The organism is Asanoa sp. NPDC049573, assembly GCF_040676615.1.
Taxonomy (GTDB): domain Bacteria; phylum Actinomycetota; class Actinomycetes; order Mycobacteriales; family Micromonosporaceae; genus Asanoa.
In genome coordinates this window covers 62,179-79,202 of sequence record NZ_JBFAPI010000001.1, presented here as the reverse complement: position 1 = coordinate 79,202, position 17,024 = coordinate 62,179, and the positions used below count along the sequence as shown (strand labels likewise).

The 17,024-nt window shown below is 72.3% G+C and carries 14 protein-coding genes; 9 read left to right on the top strand and 5 right to left on the bottom strand.

Translation table 11 applies throughout. The features are described 5' to 3' along the window. The first annotated feature begins 148 nt into the window (after positions 1-148). On the top strand, positions 149-394 hold the full coding sequence (locus AB0J74_RS00350) for a hypothetical protein (RefSeq protein ID WP_363443986.1): 246 nt from the start codon (positions 149-151) through the stop codon (positions 392-394). Here the strand turns inward: AB0J74_RS00350 and AB0J74_RS00345 are convergent. The 3 genes from AB0J74_RS00345 to hisI are packed head-to-tail and all read right to left on the bottom strand — an operon-like array spanning position 387 to position 2,769. Continuing rightward, positions 387-893 (bottom strand): Trp biosynthesis-associated membrane protein, encoded by a 507-nt coding sequence (locus AB0J74_RS00345; protein ID WP_363442584.1) that lies wholly within the window; start codon positions 891-893, stop codon positions 387-389. The two genes, AB0J74_RS00350 and AB0J74_RS00345, sit on opposite strands and share 8 nt — an antisense overlap. Beyond that, on the bottom strand, positions 890-2,416 hold the full coding sequence (locus AB0J74_RS00340; RefSeq protein ID WP_363442581.1) for an anthranilate synthase component I: 1,527 nt from the start codon (positions 2,414-2,416) through the stop codon (positions 890-892). The genes AB0J74_RS00345 and AB0J74_RS00340 overlap by 4 nt, the downstream gene beginning before the upstream one ends. Continuing rightward, a complete protein-coding gene (gene hisI, locus AB0J74_RS00335; RefSeq protein ID WP_363442578.1) occupies positions 2,413-2,769 on the bottom strand; it encodes a phosphoribosyl-AMP cyclohydrolase in 357 nt (118 codons plus the stop codon). Before hisI ends, AB0J74_RS00340 begins: the two co-directional genes overlap by 4 nt. 312 nt (positions 2,770-3,081) lie before the next feature. Between hisI and AB0J74_RS00330 the strand changes: the two genes are divergently transcribed. From AB0J74_RS00330 to AB0J74_RS00310, 5 genes are all read left to right on the top strand, one after another. Further along, positions 3,082-5,829 (top strand): hypothetical protein, encoded by a 2,748-nt coding sequence (locus AB0J74_RS00330; protein ID WP_363442575.1) that lies wholly within the window; start codon positions 3,082-3,084, stop codon positions 5,827-5,829. 122 nt (positions 5,830-5,951) lie between these two features. After that, positions 5,952-6,674: an ABC transporter ATP-binding protein gene (locus AB0J74_RS00325; protein WP_363442572.1), complete on the top strand. Its 723-nt coding sequence runs from the start codon at positions 5,952-5,954 to the stop codon at positions 6,672-6,674. After that, positions 6,674-7,411, top strand: coding sequence for an ABC transporter permease (locus AB0J74_RS00320; protein ID WP_363442569.1), 738 nt, complete (start codon positions 6,674-6,676; stop codon positions 7,409-7,411). Before AB0J74_RS00325 ends, AB0J74_RS00320 begins: the two co-directional genes overlap by 1 nt. A 51-nt stretch (positions 7,412-7,462) precedes the next feature. After that, positions 7,463-8,074, top strand: a complete 612-nt coding sequence (locus AB0J74_RS00315; protein ID WP_363442566.1) for a TetR family transcriptional regulator — start codon at positions 7,463-7,465, stop codon at positions 8,072-8,074. 10 nt (positions 8,075-8,084) lie between these two features. Next, positions 8,085-8,831, top strand: a complete 747-nt coding sequence (locus AB0J74_RS00310) for a methyltransferase domain-containing protein (protein WP_363442563.1) — start codon at positions 8,085-8,087, stop codon at positions 8,829-8,831. 14 nt (positions 8,832-8,845) lie between these two features. On the opposite strand, the gene AB0J74_RS00305 is transcribed toward AB0J74_RS00310, so the two are convergent. After that, entirely contained in the window at positions 8,846-10,660 is a 1,815-nt protein-coding gene (locus AB0J74_RS00305; protein WP_363442560.1) for an ABC transporter ATP-binding protein, read from the bottom strand. Continuing rightward, a complete protein-coding gene (locus AB0J74_RS00300; protein WP_363442557.1) occupies positions 10,657-12,531 on the bottom strand; it encodes an ABC transporter ATP-binding protein in 1,875 nt (624 codons plus the stop codon). The genes AB0J74_RS00305 and AB0J74_RS00300 overlap by 4 nt, the downstream gene beginning before the upstream one ends. 180 nt (positions 12,532-12,711) lie before the next feature. Here AB0J74_RS00300 and AB0J74_RS00295 point away from each other — a divergent pair, with 180 nt between their 5' ends. The 3 genes from AB0J74_RS00295 (at position 12,712) to AB0J74_RS00285 (ending at position 16,317) form a co-directional block, all read left to right on the top strand. Then, positions 12,712-13,341 (top strand): TIGR03085 family metal-binding protein, encoded by a 630-nt coding sequence (locus tag AB0J74_RS00295; protein WP_363442554.1) that lies wholly within the window; start codon positions 12,712-12,714, stop codon positions 13,339-13,341. A gap of 55 nt (positions 13,342-13,396) precedes the next feature. Continuing rightward, complete coding sequence (locus tag AB0J74_RS00290) at positions 13,397-14,341, top strand: terpene synthase (RefSeq protein ID WP_363442551.1); 945 nt, start codon at positions 13,397-13,399, stop codon at positions 14,339-14,341. Positions 14,342-14,496: 155 nt separating this feature from the next. Further along, positions 14,497-16,317 (top strand): long-chain fatty acid--CoA ligase, encoded by a 1,821-nt coding sequence (locus AB0J74_RS00285; RefSeq protein WP_363442548.1) that lies wholly within the window; start codon positions 14,497-14,499, stop codon positions 16,315-16,317. Positions 16,318-17,024 lie beyond the last annotated feature (707 nt).

Here is a 17,024-nt window from a genome sequence, read left to right as displayed (position 1 = left end):
CCGGGGTGACCCGCGCCGCTTTCGCCACGGTCGGACACTCTGGCGAAACAGCCCTCGGGGAGGATGTGGTCGGGCAAACTGGTCGACGGTGCCATTGGCGCACCGACCACAGGGGACTTGTTCATCGGGGCGGGGCATGGACGACACACTGTCACGGCAGCAGGGTGGGATCGCGGACCTTCCGCGGGCCGTTCTCTCGGCGGCATTCGGCGTCATCGACACCGCGCAGCGGGTCGTCGTCGGCGACCGGATGCGCACCGCGCGCGGCAACGCCTGGGAGGCGATCTGCGCCGACCGGGCCCGGCACGACCAGCGCGACGAGGTCCGGCGTCACGTCGCCATGATCGTGACGATGCCGCCGCGCCGGAAGGCCGCGACCCGCACGCTCACCTGACCGTCGGGTCCTCGCCGCGGTCGAGGGCGTTCCAGGTGTCGGTCTCGCCGCCGGTCGATCGTGTGTTCGGTGACCGGTCGTAGCGCGCGCCCATTCCCGGCCAGCGGTGCCCGACCACGACGGCGGCCAGCCCGGCGACCACCACCAGCACGCCGCCGGCCACGGTCAGGGCCGGCCACGCGGTGCTGGCGTCGAACACCCGATCGAGCGCGAGCGCGGCCAGACCGACACCCACGAGCAGCACGAGTACGCCGACCGCGCGGCGCGCCCAACCGCGGGTGGCGAGCAGCGCACCGGCGCCGGCCAGCCCGACGATCGCCAGCGCGGACAGGCCAGGGATCAGGTCGCCGCCCGACCGGTCGAGGCTCGACGGCGGCAGCGGCGACACGCTGTGCGAATAGCCGCTCTCCCAGGTGCGCCCGGCCGCGACGAACGCCAGCCCGGCGCCGACCACGCAGAGCAGCACGGCCGTGGTGAGCTGTCGCCGCGGGTGCTTCATCGCGCGGCCCGGAGCGTCTCGGCGGCGGTGATCGCGGCCAGCACGGCGGCGGCCTTGTTCTGCGTCTCGCGCTCCTCGGCGGCCGGGTCGGAGTCGGCGACGATGCCGGCGCCGGCCTGCACGTAGGCGCGGCCGTCGCGGATCAGCGCGGTGCGGATCGCGATCGCCATGTCGAGGTCGCCGCCGAAGCCCAGGTAGCCGACCGTGCCGCCGTAGACCCCGCGGCGCGTCGGCTCCAGCTCTTCGATGATCTCCATCGCGCGGACCTTCGGCGCGCCCGACAGCGTGCCCGCCGGGAACGTCGCGGCCAGCGCGTCGAAGGCGGTGCGGTCGTCGCGGAGCTGCCCGACCACGGTCGAGACGATGTGCATGACGTGGCTGTAGCGCTCGATCGTCGCGAACTCGGGCACCTCGACCGTGCCGGGCACGCAGACCCGGCCCAGGTCGTTGCGGCCCAGGTCGACCAGCATCACGTGCTCGGCCCGCTCCTTGGGGTCGCCCAGCAGCTCGGTCGCGAGCTGCCCGTCGTGTTGCGGGTCGCGGCCGCGCGGGCGGGTGCCGGCGATCGGGTGCAGCAGGGCCCGGCCGTCGGTGACCTTGAGGTGCGCCTCCGGCGACGAGCCGACGATGTCGAAGTCGTCGAAGCGCAACAGATACATGTACGGGCTGGGATTGGTCGTGCGCAGCACCCGGTAGACGTCGAGCGGGTCTGCGTTGGTGCGGCGCTCGAAGCGCTGCGAGACGACGATCTGGAAGCATTCGCCGGCCCGGATGGCCTCCTTGGCCAGCTCCACCGCCTTGGGGTAGCCGCCGGCCGGGGTGCGGCTCTCCAGCAGCGGCGCCGCCGCCGGGACGTCGATCGTGGAGATCATCGGCGGCGTCGGGCGGGACAGCGCACTCGTCATCGCGTCGAGCCGGCCGACCGCGTGGTGGTAGGCGGCGGCGATGGCGGCGTCGTCGCCATCTGGCGGGAGGATCGCGTTGGCCACCAGGATCGCCGAGCCGGCGTAGTGGTCGAGCACCACCAGGTCGGTCGCGAGCATCATGCCCAGCTCGGGCACGCCGAGATCGTCGTCGGCCAGCTCCGGCAACCGTTCGAAGCGGCGGACCAGGTCGTACGCCAGGTAGCCGACCATGCCGCCGGTCAGCGGCGGGCCGTCGGGGTCGTGCCGCCGCCCGGTCAGCGCGTCGACGGTCGCCCGCAGCACGTCGACCGGGTCGCCGGTGGTCGGCACCCCCTCGGGCGGGCTGCCCAGCCACTCGGCCCGGCCGGCGCGCTCGACCAGCGTGGCCGCGCTGCGGACGCCGACGAACGAGTAGCGGGACCAGCTCGTGCCGGCGCTGCCCGCGCCCTGCTCGGCCGACTCCAGCAGGAAGGTGCCCGGGCCGCCGGCCAGCTTGCGGTAGACGCCGACCGGTGTCTCGCCGTCGGCCAGCAGCCGCCGGGTGACCGGGACGACCCGGCCGGCGCGGGCCTGCTCGGCGAACCCGGCCAGGGTGGGTGTGACGGCGCCGGTGGTCATGCGCGCACCGGCAGCTCGTCGGAGAAGCAGGTGGGCGTGCCGGTGTGGCAGGCCGGGCCGACCTGTTCGACGGTGAGCAGGATGGTGTCGCCGTCGCAGTCGAGGGCGGCGCTCTTGACGTACTGGTGGTGGCCGGAGGTCTCGCCCTTGACCCAGAGCTCGTGGCGGCTGCGCGACCAGTAGGTGGCCCGGCCGGTGGTGAGCGTGCGGTGCAGGGCCTCGTCGTTCATCCAGGCGAGCATCAGCACCTCGCCGTCGTCGTGCCGGCGCACGACGGCCGGCACCAACCCGTCGGCGGTGCGCTTCAGGCGGGCGGCGATCGCCGGGTCGAGACGGTCATCGGTTGGGGCCACCCGGACAATTCTTCCTCACCCGCGCCCGGCGACGTTCCGGGGGATATCCGAGCGAAATCGGGGGCTGTGCTCGGGCGCCGTGGGCGGTAGTTTGTGCGTGCGCCGCCCGGGTTTTTCCTCACCGGCGGGGCGCTTCCCTGCCTTATCCCCGCGCGTTCGTGCCGCCACCCGTTCCCCGGCTCTGCACTGCCGGCGCACGGGTCCGACGCGTTCCGTTCCGGCAGCCGCGTCCCGTCTCCCCCACCGGTCCGGCGCGCCCCATCCTGGCATCGCCCGGCCGGGTGTCGTTACAGAGCGGACGGAGGACACCGCATGCAGCCCCAACCCCAGCCCGACCAGAGCGAGCCCGCATTCGCCGTGCCAGGGCAGCGCCCACCTGGCGACGAGGTGCCGGGATCGGCGCTCGACGCCCTCGCCGCGGCACAGGCGACCGCCGAGCCCACCGGGTCGGCACCGGTCTCGGCGGCGCTCACCGAGACGACCATCGAAAACCCGGTCATCCGTCCGGGTGAACCGGCGGCGACCCAGCCCATCCCGCCGATCGCGAGCCAGTTCCTGAGCGGCGCCGCCCCGCTGTCGCCGTGGGCGACCGCGCCGTCCGCGCCCGCGGTGTCCGAATCGGACAGCCCCGCCCCCGCTGACGACGTCGCCCTCGACGACGCGGAGGCCGAGGCGGTCGCCGAGGCCGACGCGGCCGCGCTCGCGACCGACGAGGTAGCGGCCGACGACACCGAAGCGGAGGCGGTCGCCGTCGACGGCGCGGCCACCGACGCGCCGGAAGCCGCGGCAGCGGCCGAAGCGGCCGACGACCCGGAGTTCGAAAAGGAATGGCAGGCGCTGCTCGCCGAGGAAGCGGCGACCGGGAACGTCACCGACGAGCCGGCCGCCACAGTGGACGTCGAGGCCGGCGCTGACCAAGCGCTCGTCGAAGTGCTCGTCGAAGACGAGCCCACGGCCGACGAGCCCACGGCCGAGACTCTCGTCGCAGACGCCACCACCGACGACGCGGAGGCGGTGGAAGTCGAGCCCACGGCCGAGACCGAAACCGAAACCGTCGCCAAAGACGCCACCACCGACGGCGAAGAGGCGACCGACGACGAGCCGACCGCCGAGGCCGAGACCCTCGTCGAAGGCGTCACCACCGACGGCGAAGAGGCGGCCGACGACGAGCCCACGGCCGAAGCCGAGACCCTCGTCGAAGGCGTCACCACCGACGGCGAAGAGGCGGCCGACGACGAGCCCACCGCCGAAGCCGAGGCAATCGTCGAAGACGAGGCCGCCAGCGGAGACGACGACGCCACCGACGACGAACCGATCGCCGAGGCAGTCGTCGAAGACGCCACGACCGACGGCGAAGAGGCGGCCGACGACGAGCCCGCGGCCGAAGCCGAGACGCTCGTCGAAGACGACGCCACGACCGACGACGAAGAGGCCGCTGCCGACGAGCCCACCGCCGAAGCCGGGACGCTCGTCCAAGACGACGCCACGACCGACGACGAAGAGGCCGCCGCCGACGAGCCGACCGCCGAAGCCGAAGCCGAGGCAAACGTCGAAGACGAGGCCGCCAGCGAAGACGACGCCGCCGACGACGAGCCGGCGGCCGAGGCAGTCGTCGAAGACGACGCCACAGCCGCGGACGAGGCTGGCGACCGCGAGCCCGCCGCCGAAGCCGGGACGCTCGTCGAAGACGACGCCACGACCGACGGCGAAGAGGCCGCCGACGACGAGCCGACCGCCGAAGCCGAGGCAAACGTCGAAGACGAGGCCGCCAGCGAAGACGACGCCGCCGACGACGAGCCGGCGGCCGAGGCAGTCGTCGAAGACGACGCCACAGCCGCGGACGAGGCTGGCGACCGCGAGCCCGCCGCCGAAGCCGGGACGCTCGTCGAAGACGACGCCACGACCGACGGCGAAGAGGCCGCCGCCGACGAGCCGACCACGGAAGCCGAGGCAATCGTCGAAGACGAGGCCGACGCCGACGGCGACGACGCCACCGACGAAGACGATGAGCCCACCGCCGAAGCCGAGACGCTCGTCGAAGACGACGCCACGACCGACGACGAAGAGGCCGCCGCCGACGAGCCCACCGCCGAAGCCGAGACCCTCGCCGAAGACGACGCCACGACCGACGACGAGGAAACCGCCGACGACCAGCCCGGTGCCGAGGCCGAGACGCTCGTCGACGACGAGACCGCCGAGGCGGCCGACGACGGGGCCGGCGCCGACGGCGACGAGGCCACCGAGGACGGACCCACCGCCGAAACCGAGGACGTCACCGACGACGAAGTGAACGCCGAAGGCGATGAGGCCGATGAGCCGACCGCGGAGGCCGAGGGGACCGCCGAGGACGAGCCCACTGCGGAGGCCACCGCCGAAGGCGAAGATGCCGAGGCTGCGGCAGAGCCCGTCGCCGAAGCGGACGAGGCTGCCGCCGGGGCCGACGCGGACACCGAGGACGAGGTCGTCGCCGAGGCTGCGGACGCGGACGCGGAAGACGCCGACGACGCGGATGCGGTCGCTGCCGACGTTGCGGAGCTGGTTGACATCGAGGCCGTTGACGCGCCGGCGGCGGAGGAAGCCACCGACGACGAAGGGCTCGTGGAGACCGCCGAAGCGCCGCGGGCGGTGACCGAGGACGAGGAGGACGGGGACACGGTGGAGTTCCCGCCGGGTTCCTACCAGATGGCGGACGCCGTGGTGGCCGCGCCGACGTTGGCTGACATCGGGTCGCCTGCCGCGGAGGTGCGGCCGGTCAGTGGGCCGCCGCTGCGGCCCGGTGACGTGCCGGAGACCCGGATCGCGGTGTGGAGCGCCGAGGCCGCCGACGCGCTGCGGGCCGAGTGGCACGAGGTCAAGGCGCAGTTCGTCGACGAGCCGACCGAAGCCCTCGACCACGCGCAGGCCCTGGTCGCCACCGCCGTGCAGCAGCTCGCCGAGACGCTCCTGGCCGAGCAGGTCGAGCTCGACCCGCGCCGCGACGAGGAGGCTCCGGACACCGAGGCGATGCGGGTGGCCATGCGCCGCTACCGCGACTTCCTCGATCGGATTCTCGCGCTGTAGACCCACAGCACCAAGGAGCCCCGGTCCCCCGGAAGGGGGGCCGGGGCTTCTGCTTGCGTACACCCATCTATTTCATCTAGTGTTGAGTTCATCAGACGTTGAATTTCAGAGACGGAGGACTGATGGAGACCGCGATCGAGGTCACCGACCTCGTGATCAACCGCGGCAAGCGGGAGGTGCTGCACGGTTTCACCTGCACCATCCCGCGCGGCAGCATCACCGGGCTGCTCGGGCCGAGCGGCAGCGGCAAGACCACTCTCATGCGCGCCGTCGTCGGCGTGCAGCTCGTCAAGTCGGGGCGGGTGACCGTCCTCGGCGAGCCGGCCGGCTCGGTGCCGCTGCGGCGCAAGATCGGCTATCTGACGCAGGCGCCGAGCGTCTACGACGACCTCACGGTCCGGGAGAACGCCCGCTACTTCGCTTCGCTCTACGGCCTCGGCGCCGCCGACGCCGACGCGGCCCTCGACGGGGTCGGGCTCTCCGGCGCCGCACACCAACTGGTCGGCAACCTCTCCGGCGGCCAGCGCAGCCGCGCCTCGCTGGCCTGCGCGATCGTCGGCCGGCCCGAGGTGCTGGTGCTCGACGAGCCCACCGTCGGCCAGGACCCGGTGCTCCGCGACGAGCTGTGGGCCCAGTTCCGCGCCCTGGCCGCCGACGGCGCCACGATCCTGGTCTCCAGCCACGTGATGGACGAGGCCAACCGCTGCGACCGGCTGCTGCTGATCCGCGACGGCTACCTGATCGGCGACGACACCCCGGCGGCGATCAAGGTCACCGCCGGCACCGACGACCTCGACGAGGCGTTCCTGCGCATCATCCGTCAACAGGAGAAGGCGGCCGCGTGATGTCTCCCCACATTCTCGCCACCACGATCGGCCGGATCGTCCGGCAACTCCGGCACGACCGGCGCACCGTCGCGCTGATCATCGTCGTACCCCTGCTGCTGCTGACCCTGCTCTATTTCATGTTCGACGAGCAGCCGCTTCTGTTCGACAAGATCGCGCTGATCATGCTCGGCATCTTCCCGTTCATCATCATGTTCCTGATCACCAGCATCGCCATGCTGCGCGAGCGCACCAGCGGCACGCTCGAGCGGCTGTTCACCACCCCGGTCGGCAAGCTCGACCTGCTGTTCGGCTACGGCATCGCCTTCGGCCTCGTCGCCACCCTGCAGGCGGCGGTCGCCTCGGCGCTGGCCTACTGGCTGTTCGATCTGGACACCGCCGGCAGCCTGTGGCTGGTCATCGTGATCGCGGTGGCCAACGCGGTCCTCGGCGTCGCGCTCGGCCTGCTGTGCAGCGCGTTCGCCCGCACCGAGTTCCAGGCCGTGCAGTTCATGCCGGTCGTGGCGATCCCGCAGATCCTGCTCTGCGGTCTGTTCGTCGCCCGCGACTCGATGGCCGGGTGGCTGCACGCGATCAGCGACGTGCTGCCGCTGTCCTATTCGGTGGAGGCGCTGACCGAGGTCGGCGCGCACGCCGACCCGACCGGCACGATGTGGCGTGACCTTGGCATCGTGATCGGCGCGATCATCCTCGCGCTGGCCCTGGGCGCCGCGACCCTGCGCCGCCGCACGGCCTGACTCACCCGGGGTCGGGCGTCGAAAGGCGCCCGACCCGAAGAAAGGCTGGCAATGGTACGACGGTCCGGACGCCGCCCGGGCAACCCCGACACCCGCGACGCGATCCTCGGCGCCGCCCGCACCGCGTTCGCGGAGAAGGGCTACGACGGTGCCTCGATCCGCCACATCGCGACCGTGGCCGGCGTCGACCCGGCGCTGGTCCACCACTATTTCGGCACCAAGGACAAGCTCTTCCTGGCCGCGATGAACTCGCCGATCGACCCCGGCGTGATCATCCCGGAGGCGCTCGCCGGCGACCCCGACGCGGTCGGCGAGCGCCTGGTCCGCTTCTTCCTGGGCATCTGGGACTCGCCGGCCGGCAAGGCGGGCGTGGCGATGCTGCGCTCGGCGGTGAGCAGCGAGTGGACCGCCCGGCTGTTCCGCGAGTTCGTGGTCAGCCAGATCCTGCGCCGGGTGCGCGCCGCCGTGCCGATGGCACCCGACCAGGCCCCGATGCGGGTCAGCCTGGTGGCCAGCCAGCTCGCCGGGCTGGCCATGGCCCGCTATGTCATCAAGGTGGAGCCGCTCGCCTCCGCACCGCAGGAGGTGCTGGTCGCGGCCGTCGGCCCGACGATCCAGCGCTACGTGTTCGGCGACCTGCCCGGCGTCTGGCCGGAGGGCTAATCTGGCGCGCATGCCCGAGTCGCTGCCGTTCGACCGCGTCGCCGACCGCTACGACCAGACCCGCGGTGGCGAGAAGCGCGGCCGCGAGGTCGCCGCCGTGCTCGCGCCGCACCTGGTGCCCGGCCGGTCGCTGGAGATCGGTGTCGGCACCGGCCTGGTCGCCGCCGCGCTGGTCGCCAAGCACGGGGTGCCGGCCGTCGGCGTCGACCTCTCCCCCGCGATGCTGGCCCGGGCCCGCGTCCGGGTGGGTGCCAAGGTCGCGCTCGGTGACGCCCGCCGGCTGCCGGTCCGCACCGCGAGCGTCGACAACGCGCTGTTCGTCGCCTCCCTGCACGCCATCGTCGACCTGCCGGCGGCGTTCGCCGAGGCGCACCGGGTGGTCCGTCCCGGCGGCCGGGTCGTGGCACTCGCGGCGCCGGAGGTCCGCGCCCGCCCCGACGAATTCGCGCCGCTGCTGGCCGGGCTGCCGGGGATCGACCGGCCGGACACGCCCGTCGCGGTGTGGGCCACGGCCACCGCGGCCGGGCTACGCCCGGTCGAGACCCACGAGGTCACCGTCGGCACCGTGACCGAGTCGCCGAACCGGCTCGCCGAGATGATCGAGACCAGGGCCTGGTCCAACCTCTGGAACGTCGACGGCGCGGTCTGGGCCAGCACCGTGATGCCGGTCGTCCGCGGCCTGCGCGACCTCCCCGACCCCGACGACCCGCGCGACCGCCCGCTGACCTTCCAGCTGTCCGTCTTCGAGCGGCCGTAGGGCCGAGACCGGCCCTAGCGGGTCTGTTCGAGCCAGCTGGCGTAGAGCTTGGCGTAGATCGAGTCCGGCGAGCGGAGCAACTCGTCGTGGGGGCCGCGCTGCACGATGCGGCCCTTGTCGACCACGACCACCTCGTCGGCGCCCTGCGCCGTGGAGAGGCGGTGTGCGATGGCCACCGTGGTGCGGCCGCGGGTGACGGCGTCGAGGGTGCGCTGCAACCGCACCTCGGTCGCCGGGTCGACGGCGCTGGTCGCCTCGTCGAGCACCAGCAGGTCGGGGTCGGCGACGTAGGCCCGGGCCAGCGCGACCAACTGCCGCTCGCCCACGCTGAGCGCCTCGCCGCGCTCACCCACCCGGGTCCGCAGGCCGTTGGGCAGCGCCTCGGCCCAGTCGATCAGGCCCAGTTCGGTGAACGCCAGCTCCAGGTCGGCGTCGGAGAGCTCGGGGCGGGCGAACCGCACGTTGTCGGCGACCGTCGCGTCGAAGAGGAACCCGTCCTGCGGGACCATCACGACCCGGGAGCGCAGCGAGTCGAACCGGATCCGGTCGAGCGGCACTCCGGAGAGCTTGACGGAGCCGGTGGTCGGGTCCATCAGCCGGGTCAGCAGCTTCGCGAACGTCGTCTTGCCGCTGCCGGTCTCACCGACCACCGCGACCCGGGTCTTCGCCGGGATCTCCAGGTTGACGTCGTCGAGGACGATCGGGCCGCCGTACGAGAAGGAGACGTCCTCGAACTTGATGTCGATCGGCCCGTCCGGCAGTGCCAGGCCCTGCTCACCCGGGTCGGCCACGTCGGGGCTGACGTCGAGCACGTCGAGCACCCGGCGCCAGCCGGCCACCGCGTTCTGCGCCTCGTTGAGCACCTCGGTCGCGATCTGCACGGGCTGGATGAAGAGCGTGACCAGAAAGAGGTACGCGGTGAGCTGGCCGATCGACAGCGTGCCGCCGACACCGAGCTGGACGCCGACCACGACCACGGCGGCCGTGGCCAGGCCGGCGGCCAGCTCGCCGCTGGAGAAGCCGGTGACGCTGGTGCGCAGGGCGCGCATCTGTGCCACCCGGTAGTCGTCGATCGCCGTGTTGAGCCGCGTGCGGGTGCGGTCGGAAACGCCGTACGCCCGGATCACCGGCGCGCCCACGACGCTCTCGGACACCGCCGCGAGCAGCGTGCCCATCCGCCGCCGGACGGTGCCGTAGGCGCCGGCCAGGCGCTTCTGGAAGGCCCGGATCACGAACACCGCGGGCGCGAACGCGACCAGCACGACGATCGTGAGCTGCCAGGAGTAGTAGCCCATCACGGCGGTCGTCACGATCACCTGGCCGGCGCTGATCAGCAGGATCACGCCGCCCCATTGCAGGAACTGGGTGATCTGGTCGATGTCGCTGGTCACCCGGGAGACCAGCGAGCCGCGCCGTTCCGACTGCTGGTGCAGCATCGACAGGTCGTGGATGTGGCGGAAGGTGCGCACCCGCACGTTGGCCAGCGCGGTCTCACTGACCGTGAACAGCCGGCGCATCATCAGATAGCCGCAGAGCGTGGTGACGGCCAGCACGGCCGCGGTGATCGCCACGACGGTCGACACGAACCCGACGTCGAGCCCGTTGGGGCCGGCGATGCCCTTGTCGATGCCCTGCTGGATGGCCACCGGCACGGCGGCCCGGCCGACCATCGAGACGACGGCGAAGAACAGCGTTCCGGCCAGGCCGGTGCGCAACTCGGGCGAGAGCGACAGCCCACGCCGGATGGTGGCCCAGGTCTTCTGCGTCGGCTCGGCCGCGGTCTCGGCCTGCTCCGCCCGCTCCGCCTTCTCAGCCGTGGCGGTCGTCATGCGGTCACCGCCCCTTCGTCCTCGTAGGCGTGCTCGCGCTCGCGTTCGGCCTCGGCCCGCTCGTAGGCGGTGACCAGATCGGCGTAGCCCGGCGTGCTGGCCAGCAACTCCTGGTGGGTGCCGGCGGCGACCACCCGGCCGTGCTCGATGTAGACGACCTCGTCGGCGAGCGCGATGGTGGCCCGCCGGTAGGCGACCACCAGGATCGAGGTCGGCTGCTCACCGCCGCGCAGGCCGGCCAGGATGGCCGCCTCGACCCGCGGGTCGACCGCGCTGGTGGCGTCGTCGAGGATCAGCAGCCGGGGTCGGCCGGCCAGCGCCCGGGCCAGCGTGAGGCGCTGGCGCTGGCCGCCGGAGAGGGAGGTGCCGCGCTCGCCGACCATCGTGTCGAGGCCCTCGGGCAGCCGGCGGATGAAGTCGTCGGCCTGGGCCAGCCGCAGCGCCGCCCAGACCGCGTCGTCGTCGACGCCGGCGCGGTCGAGGGCCACGTTGGCGCGGACCGAGTCGTCGAAGATGAACGGGATCTGGGCGACCAGGGCGGTCGTGTCGGCCAGCGCGGCGGCGGTCAGGTCGCGCAGGTCGTGGTCGTCGACGAGGACCCGGCCGGAGTCGGGGTCGACCAGGCGCACGGCGAGCGAGGCGATCGTCGACTTGCCGGAGCCGGTCGGGCCGACCAGGGCGACCGTGCGGCCCTCGGGGACGACCAGGCTGATGTCGTGCAGGACGGTCGGGCCCTGCTCGCCGGCGGTGCTGGCGTTGACCATGTCGTCGTTGTCGGTCTCGGCGCTGGCCGGATAGGCATAGTCGACCCCGTCGAACGACAGCCGGGCCGGCTCATCCGACTTTTCCGGATTTATCGTGCCGTAACGCATCTCGCCGGTCGCCGTGAGCACGTGCTGGAGCCGGTCCCAGCCGGCCACGCTGCGCGGCAACTCGGCCAGCACCCAGCCGATCGCCCGCACCGGGAAGGCCAGGACGGTGAACAGGAACGCGACGCTGACCAGGTCGGTGACGGTGATGTCGCCGGCCCGCAGGCGCAGCGTGCCGACCACCAGCACGGCCAGGGTGCCGAGGCTGGGCAGCGTCTCCATCAGCGGGTCGAACAGGCCGCGGAGCCGGCCGACCGAGATCAGTGCGTCGCGCAGCTCGCGGGCCTGCGCGGCGAAGCGGTCGGTCTCGGTGCTCTCCCGGCCCATGGTCTTGACCACCAGCGCGCCGTCGAAGCTCTCGTGCGCGATCGCGCTGACCTCGCCCCGCATCAACTGGGCGCGGGCCTGGCGCGGTGCCATCCGGCGGGAGTAGAAGACGTTGATCAGGGCCAGGCCGACGAACGTGGCCACGCCGACCAGGGCCAGCACCCAGTCGGTGAAGAAGAGCGAGCCGACGGCGCCGAACAGCATCACCATCGTGCCGACCGCGAACGGCAGCGGCGCGATCGGGAACCAGGCGGCCTCGACGTCGGAGTTGGCGTTGGAGAGCAGGGTGCCGGTCGCGTGCCGGTGGTGCCACGACAGCGGCAGGTCGAGGTAGCGGCCGGTGACCAGGCGCCGGTAGCGGGCCTGGAGGCGGAACTGCATGTAGCCGGCGCCGAGCCGGCGGCCGAAGATGCCGACCACCCGCAACGCGCTGACCGCGAGCAGCGTGACCGCGCCCAGCCAGAGCAGCGCGTTGTCGACCTCGCCGGTCTCCAGCGCCGGCACGATGATCCTGCCGACGATGTGCCCGATGATGTAGGCGCTGCCGACGATCAGGCCACCGAACAGGACACTGCCGCCGACCGCGAAGGTGAAGATGCGCGGTTCGTCGCGGATCGCCCGGCCGAGCACGCGGAAGCCCCGGGCGAGCACGTCCCGGCTGGTCACGCTCGCCACTATGTTGCCCCTCTGTCTGTCGACGCCGCTCGATGGAGCGGCCGTTCACCCCGGTCACGGCCCGGGTAAGCCACGGAATTCACCGTTATCCTTACCGGAACCAAGGCCCGTGTGCGAGCCGGTATTCCCTGTGTCCACGGTCACAGAGGCTTTTCAGACGCCATGCGTACGATTCTCGCCATGTCCCGGTTCGCACGCTCCGAACGGCAGAAACTGGCTGACCTTTTCGTCACCGTGGGCCCGGAAGCGCCGACGATGTGCACCGGATGGGCCGCCCGCGACCTCGCCGCCCACCTCGTGCTCCGGGAGCGCCGGCCGGACGCGAGCCTGGGGATGTTCATCCCGCCGCTGCGCGGCCACGCCAAGGCGACCCAGCGCGCGATCGCGGCCAGGCCCTACCCCGACCTGGTCGAGCTGGTGCGCAACCCGCCACGGTGGAGCCCGGTCAGCAACCCGCTGACCGACGGGCTGGCCAACACGCTCGAGTTCTTCGTCCACCATGAGGACGTGCGCCGGGCCCAGCCCGACTGGCACCCGCGCGACCTGCCCAAGGACGACCAGGCGTCGCTCTGGAAGACCGCGTCGCTGAGCGCCCGGCTGCGGCTGCGCAGGTTCCCGGCCGCGCTGCTGGTGCAGGCGCCCGGCTTCGGCGAGGTGACGACCGGCGCCGGCGGCGAGCGGCTGCGGCTGGTCGGCGCGCCCGGCGAGCTGGCCTATTTCCTCTCCGGCCGGCAGCGGGCCACCCGGGTCCAGATCGACGGGCCGCCGGAGTTGGCCGATCGGCTGCGCGGCACGCCGTTGAAGATCTGACGCGATAGCCGAAACACTGTTCCCCCACCCCCGGGCGGGCCGCATCATCGATGGGATGCGGACGTTCGCCGTGGCGGCGTTGATCGCCCCGCCGTACGAGGCCCTCGTCCACGACGCGGTCCACGAGGTCGCGGCGCACTCCGCCGACTGGGCCGACGCGTTCGGGCTCGCCCCGACGCCGGCCGCGCGAGACCGGCTGTCCCGGGCCAACGCCGCCGAACTGGCCGCCCGGGCCTGCCCCGAGGTCTCGCTGCCCGCGGTCCGCCTGCTGGCCGACCTGATCACCTGGCTGTTCGCGTTCGACGACCGGTGCGACGAGGACGAATTGGGCACCAACCCGGCCCGGCTGGCACCGGCACTGGCGCCGCTACTCGAGGTGCTGGACCGGTTCGGCACGGCCGCGCACGCCGACTACCAGCCGGCCGGGCCGACCGCGGCCGCGCTGCACGACCTGTGCCGGCGGGTCCGCGCCCTGGGTCGCGCCGGTGGCCTGCTCCGGTTCGCGGCGGCCATGCGGGAGTACCTGTTCGCGCTGCTCTGGGAGGCGACCAACCGCCAGCTGCGCCGGGTGCCGCGCTTCGCCGAGTACGTGCAGATGCGCCGCCACACGGGCGCGGTGCTGCCCAGCTTCGCGCTCACCGACCTCGCGACCGACGGGCTGGCCGGCACGACCGACCGGATCGACCCGCGGGTGGTGCGGCTGGAGTTGCTCGCCGCCGACCTGGTCTGCTGGTGCAACGACGTCTTCTCCTACGGCAAGGAGCGGCTGCACGACGGCCAGAATCTTGCGACGGTCATCGCATACGAGCTGGGCTGGTCGGAGCGGGCGGCCCTGGCCGAGGCGGCGGCACGCTACAACGCCGGGCTCGCCGCCTACGGCCTGCTGGAGGCCGAGGTGCTGCTCGACGCCGACGAACGGCTGGCCCGGATGCTGCTGGCCCGGCGGCGGTGGCTGCGCGGCACGTACGACTGGTCGCTGGGCGCTCTTCGCTATCCCTGACCCGTACCCCCTGAGTCTTGGTTAAAGACCCTGGTCAGCCCATGATCGACACGTGCGTTCGGGACTGGCATCCGTGCCCAGGTTCGACTTACCCTTCGGTAGCAAGCGTCGACGTGACCGCGATCACATGACCAACTAAAGGCGGGTTTCCGGATATGTCGCTCGATGTCCCTTACCGGTCGATCCCCGACATGTTCCTCAAGCGTGTCGCCACGTCGCCCGACGGCCGGGCGTTCGGATACCCGAGCGACGCGGGCCCGCAGTGGATGACCTGGCAGCAGGTGGGCGAGCGGGCCAAGGCGGTCGCCGCGGGCCTGCACGGCCTGGGCGTCGGCGCCGAGGAGCGGGTCGCCATCCTGGCCAACACCCGCCTCGACTGGGTCATCGCCGACCTCGGCATCATGTGCGCGGGCGGGGCCACCACCACCGTCTACCCGACCACCGAGCCGGAAGACGCGACGTTCATCATCGCCGACTCGGGCTCCAAGGTGGTCATCGCGGAGAACCCGATGCAGGCCGGCAAGCTGTCCGGCGCCGCCCTGCCCGCGGTCACCCACGTCGTGCTGATCGACGGCGACGCCGACCCGGCCGCGAGCCCGCCCCAGCTCACCCTGGCCGACCTGGAGAAGCAGGGCGCGGCGGCGCTGGCCGGCGACCCCGGGCTGATCGAGCGGCTGGTCGAGCCGATCGCGCCCGACCACCTGGCCACCCTGATCTACACCTCGGGCACCACCGGCCGCCCGAAGGGCGTCGAGTTGCTGCACGCGGGCTGGTGCTGGGAGGCGGTGGCCCAGGCCGACCTCGGCATCCTGCGCTCCGACGACCTGCAATACCTGTGGCTGCCGCTGTCGCACTCGTTCGGCAAGACGCTGCTCTGCGGCATCATCCACGTGGGCCTGCCGACCTATGTCGACGGCCGCATCGACGTGCTGGTCAACCAGCTCGCGGTGGTCAAGCCGACGCTGATGTGCGGCGCGCCGCGGATCTTCGAGAAGGTCTACAACGCCGCGATCACCAACGGCACCTCGGCCGGCGGCGCCAAAGCCAAGATCTTCAGCTGGGCCGTCGCCACCGGCAAGCGCAAGGTCAAGCTGGAGCAGGCCGACCAGCCCGTGCCCGCGGCCCTGAAACTGCAGTACGCCCTCGCCACCAAGCTGGTCTTCAGCAAGCTCCAGGCCCGCCTGGGCGGCAACATCCGCACGCTGGTCTCCGGCGCCGCGCCGCTGAGCGTCGACATCGCCGAGTTCTTCGCGGCGGCCGGCCTGCCGATCTCCGAAGGCTACGGACTCACCGAGACCAGCGCCGGCAACTTCGTCAACCGCCCCGGCGGCCTGCGCATCGGTACGGTCGGCCAACCGCTGGGCGACCTGGAGTGCAAGATCGACCCCGACGGCGAGGTCCTGCTCCGCGGCGCCCCGGTTATGCGCGGCTACCACAACCTCCCGGAGGAGACGGCGGCCGCGTTCACCGAGGACGGCTTCTTCCGCACCGGCGACATCGGCGAGCTGGCCGAAGACCGCTACCTGAAGATCACCGACCGCAAGAAGGATCTCGTCAAGACGTCAGGCGGCAAATACATCGCGCCGTCCCACATCGAGGGCCTGTTCAAGGCCATCTGCCCGCTGACCTCCCAGGCGATCGTGATCGGCCAGGCCCGCAACTTCTGCACGATGCTGATCACCCTCGACCCCGACGCGGTGACGGCCTGGGCGGCGAGCGGCGAGTTGGCGGGCCGCCCCTACGCGGAGATCGTCGGCTCGGCACAGGCCAACGCGATGGTTGCGGGCTACATCGCGGAACTCAACGCGAAGCTCAACCGCTGGGAGACCATCAAGAAGTTCACCATCCTCCCCCGCGACCTGACCATCGAAGACGGCGAAATGACCCCCTCAATGAAGATCAAGCGCCGCGGCGTAGAGGCCAACTTCCAGGGCGAGATCAACAAGATGTACGAAGGCACGCTCGCCGAGATCTGACCAGTTGCTATACCCGGCCCGTCGGAGCGATCCGTTCGCTCTGGCGGGCCGGAGCCGTTCCTGGGCGGGTCGTCCGGGTTACCGACCACCTGGACCCAACCGGTCGGCGGTGGTCACCGATCGCCTGGGAACGTTGAGCCGCAGTCACACCCAGGCGGCCGCGCCGGCGCGGCGCCAATGACACGCCGGCCGCGGCCGGGCGGGCCGCCGATCTAGGAAAAAAGTCTGTTGCCCCAGGTGCATTCTTTTCCTAGATCGCACAGAAGCGCGTGTGGCAGAGACGCACGCTGCCGCGGATCACGCTGCGGCGTCTCGGTGTTGGTGTTCATCTCCGACCGCCGCCGGAAGGCGTCCGGGCGTTCGGACCGTGTTGCCTCGGACCTTCGCGCCCAGACCTTCGCGCGCCGCGGACCCTCGCGCGCGCCAGACCCTCGCGCGCCAGACCTCGCGCGCCTAGACCCTCGCGTGTCCAGACCTTCGGGCGTCCCCTGACCCTCGCGCGCCCAGACCTTCACGCGCCCCAGACCCCGCGCGCCTCGCGTGTCCAGACCTTCGCGCGACCCCAGACCCTCGCGCGCCCAGACCTTCACGCGGCTCGCGCGCCCGGACCCGCGCGCGTCCAGACGCTCGCGCGCCTCGCGTGTCCAGACCTTCGCGCGACCCCAGACCCTCGCGCGCCCAGACCTTCACGCGGCTCGCGCGCCCGG

Coding starts and splice junctions, on each gene's coding strand:
- AB0J74_RS00330 (WP_363442575.1), top strand. CDS start 3,082: ATGCAGCCCCAACCCCAGCCCGACCAGAGCGAGCCCGCATTCGCCGTG.
- AB0J74_RS00320 (WP_363442569.1), top strand. CDS start 6,674: ATGTCTCCCCACATTCTCGCCACCACGATCGGCCGGATCGTCCGGCAA.
- AB0J74_RS00285 (WP_363442548.1), top strand. CDS start 14,497: ATGTCGCTCGATGTCCCTTACCGGTCGATCCCCGACATGTTCCTCAAG.
- AB0J74_RS00295 (WP_363442554.1), top strand. CDS start 12,712: ATGTCCCGGTTCGCACGCTCCGAACGGCAGAAACTGGCTGACCTTTTC.
- AB0J74_RS00345 (WP_363442584.1), bottom strand. CDS start 893: ATGAAGCACCCGCGGCGACAGCTCACCACGGCCGTGCTGCTCTGCGTG.
- AB0J74_RS00305 (WP_363442560.1), bottom strand. CDS start 10,660: ATGACGACCGCCACGGCTGAGAAGGCGGAGCGGGCGGAGCAGGCCGAG.
- AB0J74_RS00325 (WP_363442572.1), top strand. CDS start 5,952: ATGGAGACCGCGATCGAGGTCACCGACCTCGTGATCAACCGCGGCAAG.
- AB0J74_RS00310 (WP_363442563.1), top strand. CDS start 8,085: ATGCCCGAGTCGCTGCCGTTCGACCGCGTCGCCGACCGCTACGACCAG.
- AB0J74_RS00340 (WP_363442581.1), bottom strand. CDS start 2,416: ATGACCACCGGCGCCGTCACACCCACCCTGGCCGGGTTCGCCGAGCAG.
- AB0J74_RS00315 (WP_363442566.1), top strand. CDS start 7,463: ATGGTACGACGGTCCGGACGCCGCCCGGGCAACCCCGACACCCGCGAC.
- AB0J74_RS00290 (WP_363442551.1), top strand. CDS start 13,397: ATGCGGACGTTCGCCGTGGCGGCGTTGATCGCCCCGCCGTACGAGGCC.